This is a genomic window from Wolbachia endosymbiont (group A) of Acrocera orbiculus (assembly GCF_947250015.1).
GTDB classification, from domain to species: Bacteria; Pseudomonadota; Alphaproteobacteria; order Rickettsiales; family Anaplasmataceae; genus Wolbachia; species Wolbachia pipientis.
In genome coordinates this window covers 424,230-446,395 of record NZ_OX366272.1, presented here as the reverse complement: position 1 = coordinate 446,395, position 22,166 = coordinate 424,230, and the positions used below count along the sequence as shown (strand labels likewise).

At 35.4% G+C, this 22,166-nt stretch carries 22 protein-coding genes; 7 read left to right on the top strand and 15 right to left on the bottom strand.

Features of this window, described 5'->3' with window-relative positions; all coding sequences use genetic code 11:
* Positions 1–13: 13 nt before the first annotated feature.
* The 8 genes from OOL03_RS02220 to OOL03_RS02185 form a co-directional block, all read right to left on the bottom strand.
* A protein-coding gene (locus OOL03_RS02220; protein WP_264707034.1) for an IS630 family transposase occupies positions 14–873 on the bottom strand; the annotation gives its coding sequence in 2 pieces (ribosomal slippage) (positions 14–549 and positions 549–873; 861 coding nt in all).
* Positions 874–1,154: 281 nt separating this feature from the next.
* Positions 1,155–3,671: a leucine--tRNA ligase gene (leuS, locus tag OOL03_RS02215; protein WP_264707531.1), complete on the bottom strand. Its 2,517-nt coding sequence runs from the start codon at positions 3,669–3,671 to the stop codon at positions 1,155–1,157.
* A gap of 12 nt (positions 3,672–3,683) precedes the next feature.
* Entirely contained in the window at positions 3,684–4,280 is a 597-nt protein-coding gene (locus OOL03_RS02210; protein WP_006279879.1) for a murein hydrolase activator EnvC family protein, read from the bottom strand.
* Between the two features lie 45 nt (positions 4,281–4,325).
* Positions 4,326–4,652 (bottom strand): MerR family transcriptional regulator, encoded by a 327-nt coding sequence (locus OOL03_RS02205; RefSeq protein ID WP_006279880.1) that lies wholly within the window; start codon positions 4,650–4,652, stop codon positions 4,326–4,328.
* A complete protein-coding gene (locus OOL03_RS02200) occupies positions 4,652–4,957 on the bottom strand; it encodes an integration host factor subunit alpha (protein WP_006279881.1) in 306 nt (101 codons plus the stop codon). Before OOL03_RS02200 ends, OOL03_RS02205 begins: the two co-directional genes overlap by 1 nt.
* Positions 4,958–5,017: 60 nt before the next feature.
* Entirely contained in the window at positions 5,018–6,139 is a 1,122-nt protein-coding gene (locus tag OOL03_RS02195; RefSeq protein ID WP_264707530.1) for an MFS transporter, read from the bottom strand.
* 760 nt (positions 6,140–6,899) lie between these two features.
* A complete protein-coding gene (locus tag OOL03_RS02190; protein WP_264707529.1) occupies positions 6,900–8,363 on the bottom strand; it encodes a leucyl aminopeptidase in 1,464 nt (487 codons plus the stop codon).
* A gap of 135 nt (positions 8,364–8,498) precedes the next feature.
* Positions 8,499–9,140 carry a protocatechuate 3,4-dioxygenase gene (locus OOL03_RS02185; protein WP_253303174.1) on the bottom strand — a complete coding sequence of 214 codons (642 nt, stop codon included), beginning with the start codon at positions 9,138–9,140 and terminating at the stop codon, positions 8,499–8,501.
* An 869-nt stretch (positions 9,141–10,009) separates the two neighbouring features.
* Here OOL03_RS02185 and ltrA point away from each other — a divergent pair.
* The gene (gene ltrA / locus OOL03_RS02180; RefSeq protein ID WP_264707089.1) at positions 10,010–11,839 is read left to right on the top strand and encodes a group II intron reverse transcriptase/maturase; all 1,830 of its coding nucleotides are present in this window, start codon (positions 10,010–10,012) and stop codon (positions 11,837–11,839) included.
* Positions 11,840–12,057: 218 nt separating this feature from the next.
* Positions 12,058–12,756: a ribonuclease III gene (gene rnc, locus OOL03_RS02175; protein WP_264705467.1), complete on the top strand. Its 699-nt coding sequence runs from the start codon at positions 12,058–12,060 to the stop codon at positions 12,754–12,756.
* Positions 12,757–13,094: 338 nt separating this feature from the next.
* Here the strand turns inward: rnc and OOL03_RS02165 are convergent, their stop codons facing one another.
* The 4 genes from OOL03_RS02165 to OOL03_RS02150 all read right to left on the bottom strand — a co-directional run bounded on the left by OOL03_RS02165 (position 13,095) and on the right by OOL03_RS02150 (position 15,958).
* The gene (locus tag OOL03_RS02165; protein WP_006279913.1) at positions 13,095–13,637 is read right to left on the bottom strand and encodes a hypothetical protein; all 543 of its coding nucleotides are present in this window, start codon (positions 13,635–13,637) and stop codon (positions 13,095–13,097) included.
* A 109-nt stretch (positions 13,638–13,746) separates the two neighbouring features.
* Positions 13,747–14,277: a phospholipase D family nuclease gene (locus OOL03_RS02160; protein ID WP_015589462.1), complete on the bottom strand. Its 531-nt coding sequence runs from the start codon at positions 14,275–14,277 to the stop codon at positions 13,747–13,749.
* Positions 14,278–15,134: 857 nt separating this feature from the next.
* Positions 15,135–15,548, bottom strand: coding sequence for a hypothetical protein (locus OOL03_RS02155; protein ID WP_264707528.1), 414 nt, complete (start codon positions 15,546–15,548; stop codon positions 15,135–15,137).
* Positions 15,500–15,958, bottom strand: coding sequence for a hypothetical protein (locus tag OOL03_RS02150; RefSeq protein ID WP_264707527.1), 459 nt, complete (start codon positions 15,956–15,958; stop codon positions 15,500–15,502). Before OOL03_RS02150 ends, OOL03_RS02155 begins: the two co-directional genes overlap by 49 nt.
* Positions 15,959–16,125: 167 nt before the next feature.
* On the opposite strand from OOL03_RS02150, the gene OOL03_RS02145 reads away from it, so the two are divergent.
* From OOL03_RS02145 to OOL03_RS02130, 4 genes are read left to right on the top strand one after another with little or no spacing between them, the layout of a single operon-like run.
* Positions 16,126–16,764, top strand: a complete 639-nt coding sequence (locus OOL03_RS02145; protein WP_264707526.1) for an HAD family hydrolase — start codon at positions 16,126–16,128, stop codon at positions 16,762–16,764.
* A complete protein-coding gene (locus OOL03_RS02140) occupies positions 16,764–17,258 on the top strand; it encodes an RDD family protein (RefSeq protein WP_077188432.1) in 495 nt (164 codons plus the stop codon). The genes OOL03_RS02145 and OOL03_RS02140 overlap by 1 nt, the downstream gene beginning before the upstream one ends.
* Positions 17,259–17,317: 59 nt before the next feature.
* Complete coding sequence (gene bfr, locus OOL03_RS02135) at positions 17,318–17,794, top strand: bacterioferritin (protein ID WP_264707525.1); 477 nt, start codon at positions 17,318–17,320, stop codon at positions 17,792–17,794.
* Between the two features lies 1 nt (position 17,795).
* Positions 17,796–18,413: an SURF1 family protein gene (locus OOL03_RS02130; RefSeq protein WP_264707524.1), complete on the top strand. Its 618-nt coding sequence runs from the start codon at positions 17,796–17,798 to the stop codon at positions 18,411–18,413.
* A gap of 30 nt (positions 18,414–18,443) precedes the next feature.
* On the opposite strand, the gene OOL03_RS02125 is transcribed toward OOL03_RS02130, so the two are convergent.
* Both OOL03_RS02125 and OOL03_RS02120 read right to left on the bottom strand, forming a co-directional pair.
* Positions 18,444–20,162: a monovalent cation:proton antiporter-2 (CPA2) family protein gene (locus tag OOL03_RS02125; RefSeq protein ID WP_264707523.1), complete on the bottom strand. Its 1,719-nt coding sequence runs from the start codon at positions 20,160–20,162 to the stop codon at positions 18,444–18,446.
* 5 nt (positions 20,163–20,167) lie between these two features.
* Positions 20,168–20,740, bottom strand: coding sequence for a thioredoxin family protein (locus tag OOL03_RS02120; protein WP_038248302.1), 573 nt, complete (start codon positions 20,738–20,740; stop codon positions 20,168–20,170).
* Positions 20,741–20,848: 108 nt separating this feature from the next.
* On the opposite strand from OOL03_RS02120, the gene tmk reads away from it, so the two are divergent.
* Positions 20,849–21,439, top strand: coding sequence for a dTMP kinase (gene tmk, locus OOL03_RS02115; RefSeq protein ID WP_264707522.1), 591 nt, complete (start codon positions 20,849–20,851; stop codon positions 21,437–21,439).
* Here the strand turns inward: tmk and OOL03_RS02110 are convergent.
* The gene (locus OOL03_RS02110) at positions 21,432–22,100 is read right to left on the bottom strand and encodes a hypothetical protein (protein ID WP_264707521.1); all 669 of its coding nucleotides are present in this window, start codon (positions 22,098–22,100) and stop codon (positions 21,432–21,434) included. The genes tmk and OOL03_RS02110 overlap by 8 nt on opposite strands.
* Between the last annotated feature and the right edge of the window lie 66 nt (positions 22,101–22,166).

Genomic DNA, 22,166 nt, shown 5'->3' with positions numbered 1-22,166 from the left:
TAGTCCAAACAGGTCATAGGAAGGCAGAATCAACAGCACGAAGAAAGGATTCGAATAGAGGAATGTTTTTCCTGGCTCTGTTTTTTATAGCAAACCAATGATGCTCAATTTTGTTGAAATCTGGAGAATAAGGCGGCAGATACAAAATTTCTGCACCAACCCCTTTAGCAAGCTCGATAATCTTATCAGACTTATGAAAAGTAGCATTGTCAAGAATGACAGTCTGTCCAGGTTCCAAGATCGGTGTCAAAAATTGCTCAAACCATCCATTAAAAACATCCATATTACAGTGGCCTTCAAAGGTTAACGGAACAACTATCTTTCTTCCACTTAAGGCTGCAACCATACTGATTCGTTGAGTTTTCTTTCCAGATTTTAAGGCATAAAACCGCTGTCCTTTCTGGCAATATCCGTAGGGGTAGTCTTCGGTGTTATCAATGCCAGACTCATCTATATACACTAAGTTTTTAGGTTCTTTTGTCGCTATAATTTTCAAAAATTCAGCACGTTTTTCTTCGTTTCTTTCCTTGTATCCATATGTCTTTTTTTGCGCGTAAATCCAATTTTTTTAAGGGCTCGATAGATCGTTTGGATACTAACGTTGTTCCAAAGTTTAGCCATTTCCGATAGAGTCTTTCCTCCGTGTTCTCTGGCAAATTTGGCAAAGGTATCCCAGTCGGTAATTTTGTGATTGTAACCCCCATTTCCAAGTTTTTTTGATTGAAAGTCTCCTGTTTCTTTTCTTCTTTGCTGCCACTCCCATAAAGTAGTTCGTCCAATCTTAAATCTTGCTGCCACTGTTTCTCTGCTTTCTCCTTCGTCTAGCGCTTCCATTGCTTTTTTTCTTAAATCATAACTATATGCTGCTGGCATTCAACCTCCTTATCATCATCTATCCTTATCCTATCACATCCGGACTTTTATCGAAAGAGCTATATCTTCTGACTTACTTGCACTATTACTAGCTGCACCTGCTAGAGATGAAGTAAGCAACACAGCCAAAACGCACAATCTCTTTATTTTCATATAACTCCTCATACAAAAAAATATATAATGCATAAGTATATATCCTTTATATTAAAAAAGATATAACTACATGTCAAAAAAAGTATAGCCATAAAATCAGATTATATAAAACGTACTACTCAGGTCTTTTATATAACTATATTTACTATCTTATTTGGTACAGCATATACAGTGCGAACTTTGCTTTGATCGATCTTACTGGACACAGAGTCTATCGCTATTTTCTTCAATTCTTCTTGAGGTAAGTTAATTGCCACCTTGATTGTTGTACGTAATTTTCCATTGATTTGCACTGCTATAGTTACCGTATCGTCAACTAATAATGATTCATCAGCTTTTGGCCAAGGTTGACCTCCTATTTCTTGCCATAGGCTTTCAGCTAGATGTGGTATGAATGGTTCGATTACTCTGATTAATATACATATACCTTCATCAATAAGAGATTTTCCAGTTTTTACGTCTATTTCAGCTATTAAATTCGTCATCTCACGAAATTTTGCCACTACACAGTTTAATCTGCAGTTTTCCAAGTCATCTGTAAGTCCGTGTAAGAGTTTATGAATTTTTTTTCTGTACTCTAGAAGTCCACCCGTAACATTTTCATTATCATAGTGTATATTTACAGGTCTTAGCTGCATGACCATACGCCACAATTTATTTACATAACGAGAACAACCTTCCACGCCATCATCGGACCATTCCATATCTTTCTCCGGAGGAGTGTCGGACAACACAAACAAGCGAGCAGTATCAGCACCATACTTTTCTATGATAAAGTTTGGGTCAACTGTATTCTTTTTCGATTTGCTCATTTTTTCAACTTTGCCCACTTGAACCTTAGCTCCTTGTGCAATCAACTCTTTTGCTTCTGCGGGAAATAGCCACTTACCATTTTCGTCTTTATAAGTTGCATGGCAGACCATTCCTTGAGTGATTAAAGTAGAGAAAGGCTCTTTAATATCAAAATAGCCACATTTGGTTAAAGCACGGCAGAAAAATCGTGAGTAAAGCAAATGCAGAATTGCATGCTCTATTCCACCTATATAATAATCAACAGGCATAAAACGATTACACGCATCTTTGTCTATTGATTTATCTTCGCTACAGAATGCAGCAAAATACCAAGAGGATTCAAAAAAGGTGTCAAACGTATCAGTTTCACGCTCTGCTTGCTTTCCACATTTTGGGCAATCAACAAATTTCCAAGTAGGATGTTTATCAAGTGGATTGCCACCACTTGTGAATTCCACATCCGCGGACAGTATTACAGGCAGGTCTTTTTCTGGCACTGGAACAGTACCACAGTCTTTGCAATATATAATAGGTATAGGGCATCCCCAATAACGTTGTCTCGAAATTCCCCAATCGTGCAAACGATAGTTTATTGTTTTTTTGCCTATTTTTTTTTCTTCAAATTTTTTAACTATGGCTTCCTTTGCTTCACTAACCATTAATCCGTTTAAGAATTCGGAGTTAAACATTGTCCCGTCTCCAGTATACGCCTCCTTTGTCATCTGAGTAGCTTGACACTGGGATCCATTGTAAGAATTCTGGTCACGCGCTGGAATGACACCTAAGTGGGCTGAAGAAATAACGGGAATTATCGGCAAATTATATTTCTGTGCAAATTCAAAGTCACGCTGATCATGTGCAGGGCAACCAAAAATCGCGCCTTCCCCATATTCCATCAACACAAAATTCGCTATGTAAAGCGGCAATTCCTTATCAAGAAATGGATGTTTGACGTTTAATCCGGTGTAAACTCCTATTTTTTCATCGTTCTCTCTTTTCGATTTTATTTCTTGGATCCCAGTGTCAAGCACTGGGATGACAACAGAAGAACCATTCTTTAAATCCTGCACAATAGGATGCTCTGCTGCCACTGCACAAAAAGAAGCCCCAAACAAAGTATGAGGATAAGTTGTAAAAACTTTTAATTTCTTATTCAGGCCAACTACTTCAAACTCTATAGTTGCTCCTTCAGATTTTCCTATCCAACGCTCCTGCATTGTTTTGACTTTTTCTGGCCAATTTTTCAAACTTTGCAGGCACTTGAGTAAATCTTCAGCGAAATCAGTAATCTTTAAAAACCATTGGGACAACTTACGTTTTTCAACAACTGCACCTGATCGCCATCCTTTTCCATCAACCACCTGTTCATTTGCAAGCACTGTTTGGTCCACTGGATCCCAGTTAACCCATGATTCTTTTCGATAGGCAAGCCCATGCTTTAAAAAATCCAGGAAAAATTTTTGTTCGTGTTTGTAATAATCAGGCTCACATGTGGAGAGTTCACGCTCCCAATTATAAGAAAGACCTATAGATTTCAACTGTGTACGCATATTATCTATATTCTCTTTTGTCCATATTTCGGGGCTAATATTGTTATCCCTTGCTGCATTCTCAGCTGGTAATCCAAACGCATCCCAGCCAATTGGATGCAAAACCTCAAATCCATTAGCTCTCTTGTAACGCGCTATCACATCCCCTATTGCATAGTTACGTAAGTGTCCCATATGAATTTTACCAGATGGATATGGAAACATTTCCAACACGTAACACTTTTCTTGTTTACCACTCTTGCTTACAGAAAAATCCCATTTATCTTGATAAAATTTTTCAACACTTTTAAAATCATATTTCATATAAATCCAAATTCAATTACAGTTCATATGCATCAAAGGATCAACCGCTTGGCCATTATGTCGTATTGTGAAACACATCTGTGGATCTTTATCTTGTGTGCTTGATTTACCTGCAGATCCAATTACTTGACCTTGCTTTACTTTATCGCCAATTTCAACATGTATGTTTTTTAAATAGGAGTACACAGTCATGTAATTATCTTTGTGTTCCACTATAATTAAATTCCCATACCATCTCAGCCCTTTGCCTACATATATCACTTTGCCTGGTGCAGAGGAAACTACGTTCGTTCCATTTTGAGCAGCAATTTTTATGCCATCCTTACACATTTCATCAGAAGAGGTAGCTGAACCTTTAACTGGCATTACAAATTTACAATTTACCCCCACATTTTGTGTATTATTGTTATCTTTGTATATCCTATTTATGATGGCTTTTCTACTTTCTTTTTGCACTGAAGGCTCCCTAATTAAATGGTACTCTCTTGTATATTCCAGATCTCTTTTTCCGTAAAATTCTTCGCCTTTAAGCAGCACAGGTGCAGGTTTTTGCAGGCCACAGCCTATTAATATTGCTAATAACATAAGAAATGAGGCTATATGCCACATTTTAAACTCTCACAAAACTCCAAAATTTTAGCGAGACGTAGTGTTTCACGCCTGCTTGTTACTTTCCTCGTTATTTATTTTACTAGTTAAATAGTCCCTCAAATCGGTGAGTTCTTGCAACAAATTCTTTGTGACTTTTATATCATTACCAAATTCTTTTTGCACTCCTTTTATTGTATATCCTTTATCATATAGCATGTATTTTACTTTCTTTATGGCCTCTATACACTTACGATCATATAGCCTTCTTCCTTTACGCTTTGTAGGCTTAATTTGATGAAATTGACCTTCCCAAAATCTCAAAACATGCTGTTCCAAATGTAGCTCTTCAGCTACTTCCCCAATCGTATAAAATAATTTTTCCTTGTTCATTAATTATTGATTGATTTTTTTATAATTTTTGAAGGCCTAAAAGAAACTGAATTTCTTGCCTGAATCATCACTTTCTCCGATGTATTTGGTATATTTCCTGGTCTTTCCTTCTTTTTCTTAACCAAGAATGTTCCAAATGACGATATTTTTACTATTCCATCCTTTACCAAGCTTGTCTTTATTTCGTCCAATATATCATCTATTATCGAAACAGAGTCTTCCTTTGATAATCCTATTTCTTGGTTTATATCTCCAGCTATCGTTGCCTTAGTTACTGTTGTGTCTTTTGTTGTAACGTGATCCATTATTGATAAATATTACAATACGTAAATATAATATAGCAATCGACTCGAGATTCAGCTACTTTATTTTTTAGAGTATGTCTCTTTTGTTGCATAATTTAAAATACCGGCAACTATCAATATCGCAAATATTGCAAAAAGTGCCATTTTATGATCTGTAAAAAGTGCTAACATTGACACTATAACTCCACTGCCAATAAACATAAATCCATTGATAATGGATGATGATGTGCTGATGTATTTTCGTTTCACAATCTCGCTGCCGACAGTAAAATTAAGCATATGTCCTCCCGCAAAAAACCCGAACATTAACATACAAAAGTACACAACGTGGACTGTTAAATGGCTGTATAGTAAAATAATAATTGAGACGCCTTGCAATAAAGCAAAAGCAGAAATTACATGTTTCCTATTTTTAAATAAGTTTGAGATTCGATCTGCAATTGGAGCACCAACTGCAAGACCAAGCCATAGTATTGCAGTTGCTATACCTGACTCCATTGCATTGAGTTCTGAGTTGCCCAGTAACCTTGGAGCCCACAAGGTATTAAGTGCTAAAAATGTTCCAAAAGTAATAGCACCCACCACTGAAGTTATCCAGATATCTCTTAATTTTAGCACTGTTAATATAGAGCACATTACTGTCTTCATAGAGCTTTTTATTGTGCGCTTTTCTGAGCTGCTTTCTGGAAGTGTGTTTGGACAAAAAAGCGTAAGTACAAATATCAACACACCAAATAGTATTATGCATACAATCAGATTTTTCCAATATGCATCTTCGGCAAGCAAGTTAGAGAACAGTATTTGAATTACCAAAGCAGAAAGGCTTGAAATTGTCTGCACTAGTGAAAACATTAGTCCAAATTGGGCAGCGGAAAAACATATGCTACTTGTGTGAGCAGCACCAATAAAACCAAATGATGCTCCAGTTGCAATCAACACTTGAGACAAAATCAAATGGGAGAAATTGTCACTATTAATAAGGACAAAAAACCCCAAGATCATAGTTGATAACGAGAAAAAATAAATTTTTTTACTGGAAAAAACATTAAACGTTGCTCCACTAAAAAATTGTAAGATGGCGAAAGTCCAAGTATATACTGAATTAGCCAGTGCAACTTGCGCGATTGTAAGTCCAAGTTCCTTTTCGAGATTTACACTTATAAAGGTATAAATTATCTGCATGTTGCTGAATATAACAACCAAGTTACTAATCAGCCAAATGAACCAAGCCTTAGCTCTGCTTTCCATAAGACTTATTTTTATAAGTAATCTATTAGAAATTTAACACTAAGTCTCTTTTTAAGCTATTGTTTCCTGACTACTGTTATAGCTAACCCAAAAAACGGTTTCCCTACGTCATGCCGCCGCGGTATCTCTTAGCCGCTAACAAGCAGCGGGATGACGATTGTCAGGGTGTCATCCCAGCGCCCCTATGATGTCATCCGAGTAGCCAACACTGGTTTCCATCCAAGACGGTGTCATTCCAGTGCTTGACACTGGAATCCAGACTTTAATTGTTATACTTGTAAATAATCTGGTGAAAATAAACGTTCATCTCAAAATGCAGTATTTTTGTTGAAATAGCTCAACTGGATCCCAGTGTCTGGGCACTGGGATGACACCATAGGAGGCTACTTGGATGACAAAAAAAGGAGCACTGGGATGACAGCAGTCCTACGTCATACCGCCGCGGTATCTCTAGATCCCGCTAACAAGCAGCGGGATGACGAGCTTATCGTCACGCCGCCACGAACCGTCATACCGCGATTCATTCGCGGTATCTCAGCCGCTAACAAGTAGCGGGATGACGGTTGTCAGGGTGTCATGAAAGTAGCTGACACTGGAATCCAGAAAAAAAGAAATATGTATCAGCTACTTTCATTTGCTGCGCCTCGAAAATAAACGTTCATGTAGCTAAGCCATAAATCCAGTATAAAGACCTTTAATCATTGGCTTCGTAGTACTTCTCAACCAACTTATTAAGTAACCTTACACCAAAACCTACTGCTCCTCTTGGACAAATGTCAGTACCTTTCTCGTGCCAAGCAGTGCCTGCGATATCTAAATGTGCCCAGCAAGTTTCATTCACAAAACGCTGTAAAAACTGTGCAGCCATTATGCTATCTCCGCCAGAACCTGCAGGAGCGATGTTTTGAACATCAGCAATCGGTGAATCAATAATTTTGTCATAAGTTTCATTCATAGGAAAACGCCATAACTTCTCATTTACTTCATTTCCTGCATCAATCAGACGGCTTGCTAATTCATCATTATTTGAAAAAAGACCAGCATATTCGTTATTTCCAAGTGCAACCACTATAGCACCAGTTAAAGTTGCAAGATCAATCATAAATTTTGGTGAGAATCTGTCTTGCGTATACCATAAAGCATCTGCAAGTATGAGCCTTCCTTCTGCATCGGTGTTCAACACTTCTATTGTCTGTCCAGACATTGAAGTTACTACATCACTTGGCCTTTGAGCATTACCACCCACTGCATTTTCTGCAAGTGCGACCACACCGATCGCATTTACTTTTGCTTTTCGTCCTGCTAAAGCATGCATCACCCCAACCACAGTAGCAGAGCCTGCCATGTCATATTTCATTGACTCCATACCACGTGAAGGTTTGAGTGATACTCCACCAGTGTCAAACGTTATACCTTTACCAACAAAAGCTATTGGCTTTTGTTCTTTAGCAGCCCCATTCCATTTTATCACTACTAATTTTGGTTCTTTACTACTTCCTTGTGCAACTCCAAGCAAGGCTCCCATTTTTTTCTCTTCCATCTGCTTTTTATCAAGCACCTCGATTTCAAGGCCAAGCTTAGTAAGTTCTTTTTTTATATGATCAGCATAGGATTCTGGATATAGAATGTTAGGAGGCTCTGTTATAAAAGAGCGCGCAAGGAATATACTCTCACCTTCTTGCCTTAAGTGCTCAAATGATCTTTCAGCATTACTTAATTGCTTATCTTTTACTAATACGGTAATCTCCTCTACCTCTGTAATTTTCTCATCCTTTTTAGTTTTATACTTATCAAACTTAAAACTACGCAGAAACGCACCATATGCAACATTTGCTGCACTACCTTCGATTAAAACCGCTGCTTTTTTAATTTTTAATCTGCTTAGCTCACAATATATTTTACCACCAATATTTAATTCTTTATTTTCATTCCATTCATCCTTCTTACCCAGTCCAACAACTATAACATTTTTTTCTTCTGGCAAAGCAGTAGAGAAAAATTCACCAAAACTTCCATTGAAATCGCTAAATTGCTTTATATTATCTATGACCTGTTTTCTTTGCAAAACTCCGCTATCATTTACGGTTTCGTTGTCTTCAAATAAACCCATTACTATTGTTTTAAAATCGGGCGAAATTTTAGAAATTGTTATTTTCATTGCTGGTATCTCCGTTGCAAATAATTGTAAATTGTACATAAAACATAGCAAAAACATCAGTAAGATATTTTTCATATACATCCTAAGTACAATAACACTTAAGTTTACTATGGACTCCCTTACATGCAAGGGTTTTTATCTTTTATTAGAGAACTTATTATATCCGCCCAAGGTAATGTTAAACGTATAGGTTTTTATGACCTGATCACTGTAAGTAAATGGTGTTATGAGAAGGCTTGCAAGCCCATTACTAACAAAATCTCCAAGAACAGGATCAGCACAATTATCGCAATTATGGTCAACAAAAAACATTTGCGTTGTGAATTCCGGAAAATCCGGATGTTGAACTAGAAAGTTAATATGTGGAGCTCTATCACCAATTTTACCAGGTGCTATCGTAATAAAATTATAATAGCCAAGATTATTCACTACAAACCTTCCTGATCCAGCAAAATTCGGATCATCCTCTATATTCTTATCGTAATGGTTCACGCCGCGTGAATTCGCGTGCCATATAGAAACTACAGCATTTTGTATTGGTAAACAGTTTATATCAGTAATTCTACCCACTATGTGTATTAATTCTCCTGTTGCACTATTTGGAGAACCAGGTTTCCTTCTTAAATTGTTTGAAGAGCTAAAATTTTTTGGCCTTGCATCAAGGTCATATATTTCTGGAGTTTCAATGCAGTTGAGCAAAACAGGATCAGCTGCAAATAGCGGCAAACTGAATACCATTTGTACTAAAAACGCTAATAAGATATTTTTCACATTCATTTCATTTATAATAGACTTCTTGCATAACCATATAACAAACTTTTATTGGAAATAGAAACGAAAAAACTTGCTTGACACCCTTCGCCAGCCCCCTTATCATAAAACTGAAGGTATTCAGTTATCTTCATCTGTGCAGATTAAACAGCAAGAAAACAACGTAGTTGGCGTCTTATTTTTAATTTTTTGCACTATGTGCACCTTATGTCTTCACAATATTTCTAGGTTTTTACCTACACAAGCTGAAACGCGCTATTTAAAACATTAAAAAACGCCAACTTAAAAAATGGATAGTGAATAACTAGCTACCCTAGGGTTTCTTTTGCCTTTTTTTCTGTTTAGTAAATTGTATCCGTTCAGCGGAGTGGTAGAATAAGGTAGACAAAGCAAGATAATAAAGATAATCATAGAGCAAAAGTGAGGGTGCGATCCGATGTCATGAAATCATGATGGTTAAATTCCATCCACCATAACATCTGGTTGAAATCATAGTTCACATTTTAGGAAATTGGCAATTTTCTAGGGTGCAAGCATGAACTAAAAGGGAGTAATATTAAACCTTATAATAAATCCTCTCGAGAAGAGTTAGATATGGTTACGAAAGAAACTTATGTTTGAATTGTCGTCATTGCAAATATGCGAAAAAAAAGGTTGATACGCATAAACCAAAAGGTACAGAGAATGGATGATTAAAATGCTCACGTTTAATCAAGATGTTTCCGATCTCTCGGCAAAAAGTAAGAACCTAAATCCAACACGAAATGGTTTCATGGAACGGAGTAACCACATGGAAGCTCTTGTTAATCTTTATAAGAGTAACAAGCAGGTAGCCAACCGCAAGTCTCTGTGTGGAGGGATTGTTTAAGAAGCTAATGCCTAGGGTAATGTCTAGGATATGCAGACGTGGACACTGTAATTTGGAAGGTAAAGTTGTAAATAGTAGTGAATATGTTATGAGCCAACAAAATGTTAGGTATGAATGGAATGAAATTCCTTGGCGCAAGCTAGAGAAATTTTCGTTTAAGCTACAAAAACGAATTTACCGAGCTTCACAATGTAATGATATCAAAAAGATGCACAATCTTCAGAGATTATTACTCAAATCAACAAGTGCAAGAACGATAGCAGTTAGAAGGGTAACTCAGGACAACAGAGGGAAAAAAACTGCAGGTATTGATGGAAAAGCTAACCTTAGTCAAAAAGAAAGATTGCAATTGGCAAACTCCTTAGATATAAGGGAGAAAGCAAAGCCATCAAGACGCATTTGGATTTCAAAACCTGGAAAGAATGAGAAACGCCCATTGGGGATACCCACTATATCGTGTCGAGCAAAACAAACACTTGTAAAAATGGCTTTAGAACCTGAGTGGGAGGCAAAATTTGAGCCAAACACTTATGGTTTTAGACCTGGTAGATCATGTCATGACGCCATTGAAGCAATATTTCAAGCGTTGAGTCGAAAGACAGCATTCATCTTAGATGCTGATATATCTGGGTGCTTTGACAATATTAACCATAATAAACTACTTGAAAAGCTCAATACCACACCAACGTTAAAGAAAATATTAAGAGGATGGTTGAAAGCAGGTGTTATGGAAAATAGAATATATAAACCAACTGAAAGTGGTACTATCCAAGGAGGAACAATTTCTCCATTGCTCGCCTGTATCGCTCTAAATGGTTTAGAAAGCTATTTAAAAGAAACAATGGCAGATCAGATAAGAAGCTATAGAAAAGAAAAACTTGGTAGATCATGTAGAGAAAAGGCAAAAAGATCACTCAGCATAATTACTTATGCCGATGACTTTGTGGTATTTCATGAAAGTAAGCAAATTGTGCTTAAGGCAGAGATTTTAATTAAGGAATGGTTAAAAACCATTGGATTAGAATTAAAGTCATCAAAGACAAAAATTTCTCATTCATTGAATCCTCTAAAGGAAAAAAAACCAGGCTTTGATTTTCTTGGATTTACAATACGACAGCATACAGTAAAACAAGGTAAGAAAACATACAAGTTACTAATAAAACCGAGCCGCAACTCTATAAAACGATATACATTAACCGCTAAGTACAAACTTAAAGAAATGTGTGGAGCACCACAAGAAGCTATTATAAAAAACCTAAATCCACTTATTAGAGGATGGTGTCAATATTATACTTCAGTGATTTCAAGGAAAGTCTTCGAGTTACTAGATAGCGTTATGTTTAGAAAACTATGGAAATGGGCAGTACGTAAACATACAAATAAAGGCAAATACTGGATAAAGAGGAAATACTTTAAAAGGTATAAGAATGATAATTGGAGGTTTATGACAAGTAATGGAAAATATCTTATCAAACATGGAGACCATGCTATTAAGCGGCATATCAAAGTGAGAGGAGCAAAATCTCCATATGATGGAGACTGGATATATTGGAGCAGTCGTAGAGTACCAGATAAGTCACTAAGAGTGATAAAATTACTGAAGATGCAACAGGGTAAATGTAATTATTGTCAGCTATATTTTAGGTCAGAGGACATAATTGAAGTGCATCATCAAGACAAAAATAGGAACAATAATACCATAGGAAATTTGTCTTTATTGCACGGGCATTGCCATGATTATTTACATAGGAGTGTGTATGACAAACACCAAGTTAGAGAGAAGCCGGATGTGGTGAAAGTCACAAGTCCGGTTTCGAAGTCGAGTGGGGAGAGGTGACTTTCCTCACTTAGATAACTGTATACATTAAACATCTTCTCTGTCACCTAAGTAGCCGACACTGGAATAACATCGATGAATCATTATTCAAATAATGGTTATGCAAGAAGTCTATTAAACTGTATATTTTGGAAGTTGTTGGTATTATTTTAATAAAACAAAACTAATTCTTTGGTATAAAGGTGTGGTAGGAAGTGTTATTCTTTTAAATAATGGGTATGAAGAGTTTGAATGATGCAATATCTAAGATCATTGATTATAAATTTACAAATTATGCAATATTAGAAGAGGCACTAACTCACCCAAGCGTAAATAAAAGAAATAGCAAAAACCAGATTGTAAGCTACGAAAGACTAGAGTTTTTGGGCGATAGTGTTTTGAATATGGTTGTATCTGCCACACTGTTTAAACTATTTCCTGAAGAAAAAGAAGGAGCATTGGCAAAAAGAAAGACGGATTTAGTTTGTGGCAACACCATTGCTAATGTTGCTAAAGAAATAAAATTAGGCAGCTTTATCATCATGAATAATAGTGAACGCTGCAATGGAGGGAGAAGTAACTTAAAAAATTTAGAAAACTCGCTTGAAGCACTAATAGGTGCAATTTATATTGATGGCGGGCTTGAAAATGTTGAAAAATTTATTATCCAATATTGGGAAAAGCTAGCTAAAGGCATGCTTGACCCCCCTCAAGATCCTAAAACCTCACTGCAAGAGTGGACTCAGAAAAACAAATTGCCTTTACCAGAGTATGAGCTTGTAAAACAAACTGGACCAGCGCACAATCCTGAATTTACTATATCAGTTTGCATAGAAGATTATGGTAAAGTTTCTGCATGCGCTTCTAGTAAAAAGATTGCTGAACAAAAAGCTGCTGAGTTGATGCTAGAAAAAATTGGAAAAGACGCTTCAGTTTAGGCAAAATAGGCATTAATGTAAATTTTAAGGAAGCTAATAGCGTTTAGGGTAAATGGTCAATTTAAGGAGAAGCATAGTATTATTCATAAAAAAGTTGATCTACCAAAAATCAAGCCTTATGTAGTGGAATATCAATGGCTGTTGTCGGAGATGCGGAAAAAAAGAAGTAGCAAGTTACCAAAAGGTGTTATGCCAGATACATTTGGTCCAAGAGTTGTTTTGTGAAGTTGACAGAGTCAAGGAGAATGAAAGTTTTAAAAAATAGCATATTGTTTAATTATAAAAATTTGATATTAACTGTTGTTGGTTGATTGAGTAAAAACCAGTGAATGGTCACGTTAAAACATATTTTTAAATTTCTGCCAAAATCCTGGTTTATTATCATTAACCTTTGTAAATGTTATATTTAAACTGTATTTCGGATCATTTGGCACGTCGTATTTTATGCTAAATGTTGAAACTTTATCGTTATTGTAAATATGTACATCATCATATGATAGCTTTGTTGTGTAACACTTTACATACTTTTGCTTATCATGCACTAAATCACCTGATTCCCTTTCTAGTTCCACAAATTTCGTTTTTTTCTGACATTCCTTCATTTTTATTAAATCCTTATCTAGTGATATTGAAACTGGCAACGTATTTCCAGCATATTCTTTAGCTAAAAGTTCACTTTGAGGATACATCTTTATTTCCCTGCCAAAATGTGAGTCTATGAAATTATTACTCCAAAATTTATCGCCAGAATGCACGTACTCATCAGTAGCATACGGCACCCCACCATAATTGCATTGAACTTTGTAATCTCCAACACCGTTGTTTTGAAAAAAATCATGAATAGCAGTGTAGCTACCGGCAGCATCATTTATATAATCCATTACTTTATTCCTTAAATTTTTAGTTCATTATATCATAATCATTATGCCAATCAATCAAAAAAGCTCTCCCTTGCTGTTTTTAAAACTGATTTTGAGCAAGCGCTCTCGATTAGTTGGGAGCGTATTTGTAAGATTGTGACATTCGTGCCTCCCAGTTTTTCACATACTGCTGAATCAATTCAGGATAATCTGTAATAATTAATAAATTTTCAGCATTTCCTTTTTTAGCTGTCTTACTAAGGTTAAATGACCCTGTGATGACTTTTTGATTGTCAACAATCATTATCTTATTATGAGCAATCTTTGGCTTATCATCGATCCAAATTGGTACTCCACCTGAAAATAATTCATTTATAACACTATATTTTGAGTAGAGTTGCGATTTATCTAAGATGACTTTAACATCAACACCGCGTTCTTTAGCATTAATCAAAGATTTTGCAACTGTTCCAAGAGTAAATGTATATTCTTGAACTAAGATAGATTTTTTAGACTGATCTATTACGTTGATTATCGGTACAGCACAATCTTCTCCAGGTGAAAAGCAAACCGTAGCTTTTGGGCAGGGCGAAAATATAAAACCCGCATAGTAATACAGAGAAAAACACATTAACAAGAATAAAAAGTGAAAAAGCCTCACAACAACCCACCCCCGGATATACGGCGATAGGCTACATTATAATTTAATCACCTGTCAATAGACTTCTTGCATAGTTTTTGGCAACAACCGTTAGAAACGAAAAAACTTACTTGACAAACTCCGCCAGCCCCCTTATCATGAAACTGAAGGTATTCAGTTATCTTCATCTGTGCAGATTAAACAGCAAGAAAACAACGTAGTTGGCGTCTTATTTTTAATTTTTTGCACTATGTGCACCTTATGTCTTCACAATATTTCTAGGTTTTTACCTACACAAGCTGAAACGCGCTTATAAGTCGTTTAAGACAGTATAGTACGCCAATTTGCAGGATTAGGGAGTGACAACTAGCTAACACGGGGTTTCTTTTGCCTTTTTTTCTGCTTAGTAAATTTCTTAAACATTTAAACTAAGGTGAGTTGCATTTAAAAGCAGCTAAATTGCAGTGTTTAAGACTTAAAAAACGCCAATGTTCTAAAATAGATATTAGCTGGGGCTTCTTTTGCCTTTTTTTTCGCTTGGTAAATTTCTTAATGTTTATAGCTAACATGAAGCTAAGTACGAACTTTGTTAAATACAACAAATGGTGTCATCCCAGTGCTCCTTTTTTTGTCATCCGAGTAGCTGACACTGGGATCTATTTTGCATGTAACTCCAATTGTGTTTTGGCATAAAACGCGACGCGTATTAGACTTATTTGCAAGCAAAGCTTGCTAGATCCAAGTAGTCAGGGCACTGGGATGACATCATAGGGACACTGGGATGACACCCTGACAATCGTCATCCCGCTACTTGTTAGCGGATGAGATACCGCGGCGGTATGACGGTTCGTGGCGGTATAATGAAGCTTGAAAGCGGATCACCTTTCACGACCCGTGTTTACTTCATTCACTTTAGGAGTATTAACAGGCGTTATTGCCGGGTTCTCAAGCTTTGTTGCCTGCTTCAAACCCTCGCTTACACTTTTGTCCTTTAAAATTTCATCAAGCTGCTTACTCTTTTGTTGCTCTTCGTTATTTGACGTATCTCTTTGAGCATCTTCTTTCATGCCACGAGCATTCTCTACATCCTTTTCACCTTCACCTAAAAATTTTTCTAATATTTTCTTAACAAAGCGCTTCAGAAGACTCAAAAACCCTTCTTCTTTTTGATTTTCTTGTGGTTGAGGCGTAGTATCTTTTTTGTCCGGCTCAGTGTTGAGCTTCTCTTTTATAGAACTCTTGCTCACTGAGGGATTAACGGTTTGTGAATCGTGCTCTGATGCTGTTTGCACAGAAGCTTCAGTAGTCTTTTTTGTGTATTATGTTCAAGGTCTTTAACTGCTGTTGTAGTTTTTCTCGGAGTGTCTTGGAGTTTTTTGTCACTTTTTGGCTCTGCAACTTTTTCACTTGTGAAGATGCCCTTCCCTTTATATTGTTGGTCAAGCTCAGCAATTCTTTCAAAATCTTGACGTACTTTTTCATCTGCACGTCCTTTTTGACTTTCAAATTTCTGACTCAATTCTGCAACGTTTTTCATTTTGTTCTCAAGCTCCTTACTTTTCACAGCTTTTAGAGCCTCTGTTCCTTTTGCGATATAATTAACCTTCTCTTCTAATGAGGTACCTTCTGGAAAAGCACCTGGAGAACGTTCAAAAACATCTTTAAACTTTTTTTCAACACTTTCTTTAGATGTCTGGGCCATACCTGTTACCTATTAAAACATATCATATAACCAGTATATTAGCTAATTATATAAAAAACAGTTAACATAACTTGTGGTAAAAAGTGTTTATCAAGGGCGTCCTATTTATATCTTTTTCATTAAAATGCTATTTACTTATTAAGTTAAAATGTATAATTATGTAAGAAATGAAAGATAGCCCATTAGCAGTAGTATTCGATTGGGATAATACCTTAGTTGACACTCAAGATAACATTTTTAATGCTATTAAGCATACCATAAACTCAATGGGGTATAGTAATAAAGCTGCTGATAGAAATTCCCATGAGTCGAGAAAGAGCTATATGGTCAATTTGTTTGGCGATCAGTGGAAAAAAGCAAATCACATATATCAACAATACTTAGATAATGCGCTATTACAAAACATTGCTCTGAATCAAGGAGTAGAGGAAATGTTGCAGACACTGAAAAGCCACAATGTTTATCTAGCAATAGTAAGTAATAAGAAAAATACTAATTTACGTGAAGAAGTTACCTATTTTAAACTAGATTCTTACTTTGAAAGAGTGGTTGGGTCATCCGATACTGCAGAAGATAAACCATCTGCAACCCCACTGCTATTTGCATTAGAAGAGAGTACGTTGCCTATAAATAGAGAAAATGTGTTTTTCGTTGGTGATAGCATCACAGATGTTCTGTGTGCACAAAATGCCAATTGTTTACCTATTATATACGGTCCATCAATAAGCGGTTATGAAGATTTGTTATGTTTTCAACATTTTGATAAACTTACAGATTTTGTAATAAAGTATTTAGAAGATAGGTAATGACCGCTGTTACAGAGATTGCCAGTATAACAAGACGCTTTTGCGCGTATTTAATAGATGTAGCAATTTTATTAATTCCAACTTTATTAATTATACTGCTATTAGAGGATTCTCCGTTGATTTTACATCTATCATACATGTGTGTAAATTGTAGTTACTTCACATATTTTATATCTTCAAAGGCCCAAGCAACTCCCGGTCAACAGTTAATGAATATGTATACTATCAATTTAGATAATTCTAAAATAGACTTGAATTTAGCGTTTGACAGAAGCTCTTCCCAGTTTTTTCTTCCTTTGTTAAACAGTGTAGTAGTTGTCCTTACTGAATTTTTGCGAGATCAGGAAGTATTAGTGAATGTCTTGAGTGCATTGAAAGTAATTATAGTGCTACTCACTCTCTGCTGGTATCTAGTTGCTTGCTTCTCTAAGAAAAAACAGACATACCACGACATGCTATTTAATACGGTTGTTATCAAAGGAACTATTAAATGAGTTGCTATAACTATCGTTATCATATAAATTATGCTGATGAATTGAACTAAGGGAAGATTATGAATGAAGAGGTAGTAAAACATTTGAACAAATTATTGACCAATGAGCTGACTTCTGTACGCCAGTATCTTTTGCATTTTGCGATTCTCAAAAACAATGGAATTAATAGACTTGCAGAAAAGGTAAAAAATGAGCTTAACGAAGAACTTGAACATGCAAACAAGTTGGCAGAAAGAATTTTGTTATTTAAAGGAGTCCCAAATTTTCAGGATACAAACGAAATATCAAAGTATGATGGAAAGTTTACAAAAGACACAATACGGAAAATCTTAGAAGCTAATTTGAAATTAGAGGGAAAAGGTATTAAGGATATCAAAGAAACGATTTCTATCGCTGAGAAAGAAAAGGATTTTGTTAGTGTAATGTTATTAGAAGAGATGTTAAAAAATGAAGAAGAGCACTTTCATTGGATTGAGAAACAGATCGATCTTATTGAACTAATGGGTGTTGAAAACTATTTAAGAACACAAATATAGAGTGTTAAAAAAGATAGTATTTATTTTAATTATACCTTGCTCACTTCTTTTTTTATTAGGGTTATGGCAAATATTCAGATTGAACTGGAAGAATAATATTATTAAAAGTATGAGTCTTCCAGTGGTTCATCTATTGCCCAATAACGACCTTGAAAAATTTAACTATAGGCATGTCAAGATTGATGGGATTCTAAGTGATATAGAACTATATGTTTTTGCAGGGCAACACGGCTATCACGTACTGTCTCCTATGTTGCTCACCACTGGACGTTACATGTTGGTGAATAAAGGAATAGTCAGAGAAAAAAAGGAGAAAAAAGTAAAAATTGAAAAAGTAGTTGCAGATGGAATTTTATATTGCGATAGCAATAAAAGTAAAAATTGGTTTATCAAGAACGATACTGCTTCGAATACATGGTTTACCCTGAGTACAGAAGAAATTTCCAATGAGTTAGGTATTAAGCTAGAGAAGTGTGTATTGTGGCCGAACAATTTTGGCAGCAAAATAGCTATACAGCCAATGAAGCATTTGGAATATGCAATCACTTGGTTTGCACTTTCCTTAACTTGGTTGATTATGTGCGTAATTTACTATAGGCAAAACCTCAATAAAGCTTGAAGCTTTCTGTACATAAAATTAGAAAAGTAGTTATTCATCTTTATCACTACCAAGGTCTTTTAACATACTGTAATTGCTTTTTCTGAATCTACTTTTTAAAGACGTAACTCCACTTTCGCTAATACCACTAAGGCTCAGTGCAGCTCCACCTAGCTGCAATCCTATCTCAGATGTTTCAGGAATAATTTTACTAGCTCCTAGATCTCTATAAACCTCCACATTACTCAGATCTGGTAAGCGTATTACAATATTTACATGCGGAAAATTTGCTGCAACTAAAGAAACAACTTTTTTTATAGTAACTTCATTCTTTATTGAAATAACGAGAGCTTGAGCTCTTTCTATTCCTACCGATTTTAAAATTTCACATCTTGTAACATCTCCAAGATATATAGGAAAACTATCACTTTTTCCTTCTTTGACTATTTTCGATTGAATATCTACAACAACGTAACTTAAATGCTCTGCCGTAAGCATTTTTGTTACCATATATCCCACTCTACCAAATCCAGCAACTATCACATGGTTATAAAGATCTTGTGTATCTGTTTCAACAGCTTCATCATCTAATATTGTTTTCTCAGTGCTAAATGAGTTTGCTATCCAATCTCCAAGCCCCGATAAAAGAGGAGTGAAAGCCATGGTTACTGTAGTTACCATCATAAGTACTTGAGCGATTTCACTTGGTAGCACATTTAGCTCATCTGCTAAGCGAAATAAAATAAACGCAAATTCACCGCCTTGTGAAAGCAGTAACCCAGCTTGTATAGCAGGTGCACTCTTAAATCCAAAAAATCTACACAATATATATATGATAGATGTTTTTAAAACGATAAGGATAATCGATAATAAAGTAATTAGTGGTAACTTATTGAGTAAAAGTTCGGTATTGATGGACATACCAACAGTCATGAAAAATAAGCCAAGAAACAAATCTTTAAATGGTAATACCGCGTGTTCCACTGAGTGTCTGTATTCTGTTTCTGCAACTAACAATCCAGCGACAAATGCACCTAATGCCAACGATAAATGGAATTGCTCAGTAATAAATGCTGCTCCTAATACTATTAAAAGCGTTGTTGATATAAAGACCTCATTACTTTCCATTTTAGCAATAACCGAAAATAAAGGTCTAAGCAATAATCTACCAGTTATAAATATCAGCACTAATGCAATAGCTGCTTGCACCAATGAACCTGCCAATGAGCTTATCAGGCTGTGCTCAGAATTGCCAGCAAGTAAAGGTACCAATACTATTAATGGTACTACTGCAAAATCTTGCATTAATAGTACTGCTATTGACAACCTACCAACCTGACTTGCTTGAGAACCTTTTTCTTGCAGAACCTGCAACACTATTGCTGTTGAGGATAGCGCAAGCCCACCACCAATAACTGTTGCTATATTCGTATTCACTCCGAAAGCAAGAGCGATGCACCATATTGCTACCATGGTAACTATAACTTGAAGAGAACCGAACCCAAATACATGAATACGCATAGCGATCAGGCGTTCAAATGTCAATTCAAGGCCTATAATGAATAATAGGAAAACTACACCAAATTCTGCAAGATTATCCATTGCTTCAGCTGAGTGTATCAGATTAAACCCATGAGAACCAATAACTGCACCTGCAACGAAGTAACCGAGCACTGGACTAATATTCATTTTCCAAAACGCTATGACTATAAACACAGCAGCAGAAAGCAAAATTATAATATCAAACAAATGCTGAGAGCCACTGTGCATGATATTTAACCTGTAGAATTAGACCATTTAATTGAGCAGCCAATACTTGATTTTTGGTCAATTGGAGAATTACCAGTTTCTGCAATAAATTTCATAGCTTGAAATAAGTCACTACTTCCTACTTCATAGCTTTGAACCTTTTCTTTTTTTGTGTTATTAAAACGTCCACGATAGCAAAGGTTTAAATTGGAATTAAAGCCAAAAAAGTCAGGAGTGCAAACAGCCCCGTATTCTTTAGCTATTTTCTGTGTACTATCAATTAAATATGGAAATGTAAACTTATTTTCCTTGGCAAAATTAATCATATTTTCAAAGGAATCTTCTGGATATTCATTTACATCATTTGGCATTATTGCAACGGTGTTTACCTGATAATCTTTTTTCAATTGATCAACATCGCTTACCAGATTGCTAATAATTGACTGAACGTAAGGACAGTGATTGCATATAAACATTATAATAAGACTATTTTTTCCACAACAGTCACTTAATGCATAATATTTATTGTCTACTCCCAAAAGATTAAAATCTTTTGCAGTAAAACTAAAATCGACTTTAGGAGTATTCAGAGCAACCATAGACTATTATTATACCATATGTAATTTACGGTCTTATTATTTAAATGTCAAACGGTTTCTATGTATACTGTTTGCATATTCTTTTTTAGTATTATAATTATAAAACTTATGTTCATAACTTTCGAAGGAATAGACGGCTCTGGTAAAACAACACAATCTAAGCTACTTGCAAATCATTTTAAGCAAATTCACGGCGAAAATAATGTGGTATTGACTCGAGAACCAGGTGGCACTGATTTTGCAGAAAAGATAAGAGGAGTATTGTTAACGAATAATATTGATTCTATTTCTGAACTCTTGCTACTTATCTCGATGAGGCGCGAACATATGAAAAAATTAATATTACCAGCTCTTGCAGAAGGAAAAATAGTGATTTGTGATCGGTTTATTGATTCAACTATTGCATATCAAGGATATGGGTTTGGAGTTGACTTAGGGCTAATAAGGGACTTACATAAGCTAGTGGAAATTAAATATCCAGATATTACATTCATTCTAGATATTGATGTTAAAGTTGGGTTAAATAGAGCAAAAGACAAGAATAAATATGAAGAAATGGATGTTAATTTTTACAATAAGGTCAGAAAAGGATTTCAGGAAATAGCCATAAAAGAGCCCGTTAGGTGCAGTGTTATCACTGGAATTGAAACAAAAAATGATAATCACGTACACAATGAAATTATTGATAAAATCACCTAGCTTGTGATAGAAAATTATCAATTTCAGGTAACATTATTTCATATGAATAACTTTTTGTTTGAGTAGCTAAAAAATCCTGTATTTTGTCTGGATCTTCTTCACTTATCATCTTATATGCCCTTGCGAGGTTCATTAATTCACTTCTATTTTTTTTATTGCTTACTTCAGTAATAGTAAAAAATTGATCAAAATAGTCTAAGAGGTCTTTATTTTTTATTGAAGACACAATATCGTCAATTTCTTTCACATATAATGCAAGTTTGTGTGCTTTACTACGATCTTCAAAACAAAGATTAACAAGCACGTTACGAAACCTATCTTTCGTAGTACTTCTCACTTCTGCTAATAAGGACTTAATATTTTCTTGGCAATGCACTCTCTTTACCGATTCAGCCGGTTCAACCATACCAAGAACATTCTTTACCAAAGATTTTTCTTCACAACTAAATATGAACATGTAATAACCCATCGATAAAGTGAAGAGCAAGAACATAGCCGGAAGTAAAAACGGAGCTAATACATTTTGTGACGCAGGGAAAATAAACCAGGTAACAGTTGCTATTGACACAGTTACAAATAATCCTGATAAACATAATTGTGCTTTTCTTCTATAATTCTGATCAATAACTGTACTTACACCAATAGAAGCTATATCAATCATTACTCACACCTCATTAAACATTAATACTAACTGAATGATAGCATTATTGTGATGAAAATGCAATAT

Coding starts and splice junctions, on each gene's coding strand:
- OOL03_RS02145 (WP_264707526.1), top strand. CDS start 16,126: ATGAAAGATAGCCCATTAGCAGTAGTATTCGATTGGGATAATACCTTA.
- OOL03_RS02110 (WP_264707521.1), bottom strand. CDS start 22,100: ATGATTGATATAGCTTCTATTGGTGTAAGTACAGTTATTGATCAGAAT.
- OOL03_RS02200 (WP_006279881.1), bottom strand. CDS start 4,957: ATGGATCACGTTACAACAAAAGACACAACAGTAACTAAGGCAACGATA.
- OOL03_RS02205 (WP_006279880.1), bottom strand. CDS start 4,652: ATGAACAAGGAAAAATTATTTTATACGATTGGGGAAGTAGCTGAAGAG.
- OOL03_RS02185 (WP_253303174.1), bottom strand. CDS start 9,140: ATGAATGTGAAAAATATCTTATTAGCGTTTTTAGTACAAATGGTATTC.
- ltrA (WP_264707089.1), top strand. CDS start 10,010: ATGCCTAGGGTAATGTCTAGGATATGCAGACGTGGACACTGTAATTTG.
- leuS (WP_264707531.1), bottom strand. CDS start 3,671: ATGAAATATGATTTTAAAAGTGTTGAAAAATTTTATCAAGATAAATGG.
- tmk (WP_264707522.1), top strand. CDS start 20,849: ATGTTCATAACTTTCGAAGGAATAGACGGCTCTGGTAAAACAACACAA.
- rnc (WP_264705467.1), top strand. CDS start 12,058: ATGAAGAGTTTGAATGATGCAATATCTAAGATCATTGATTATAAATTT.
- OOL03_RS02125 (WP_264707523.1), bottom strand. CDS start 20,162: ATGCACAGTGGCTCTCAGCATTTGTTTGATATTATAATTTTGCTTTCT.
- OOL03_RS02210 (WP_006279879.1), bottom strand. CDS start 4,280: ATGTGGCATATAGCCTCATTTCTTATGTTATTAGCAATATTAATAGGC.
- bfr (WP_264707525.1), top strand. CDS start 17,318: ATGAATGAAGAGGTAGTAAAACATTTGAACAAATTATTGACCAATGAG.
- OOL03_RS02165 (WP_006279913.1), bottom strand. CDS start 13,637: ATGGATTATATAAATGATGCTGCCGGTAGCTACACTGCTATTCATGAT.
- OOL03_RS02195 (WP_264707530.1), bottom strand. CDS start 6,139: ATGCAGATAATTTATACCTTTATAAGTGTAAATCTCGAAAAGGAACTT.
- OOL03_RS02120 (WP_038248302.1), bottom strand. CDS start 20,740: ATGGTTGCTCTGAATACTCCTAAAGTCGATTTTAGTTTTACTGCAAAA.
- OOL03_RS02190 (WP_264707529.1), bottom strand. CDS start 8,363: ATGAAAATAACAATTTCTAAAATTTCGCCCGATTTTAAAACAATAGTA.
- OOL03_RS02140 (WP_077188432.1), top strand. CDS start 16,764: ATGACCGCTGTTACAGAGATTGCCAGTATAACAAGACGCTTTTGCGCG.
- OOL03_RS02150 (WP_264707527.1), bottom strand. CDS start 15,958: ATGGCCCAGACATCTAAAGAAAGTGTTGAAAAAAAGTTTAAAGATGTT.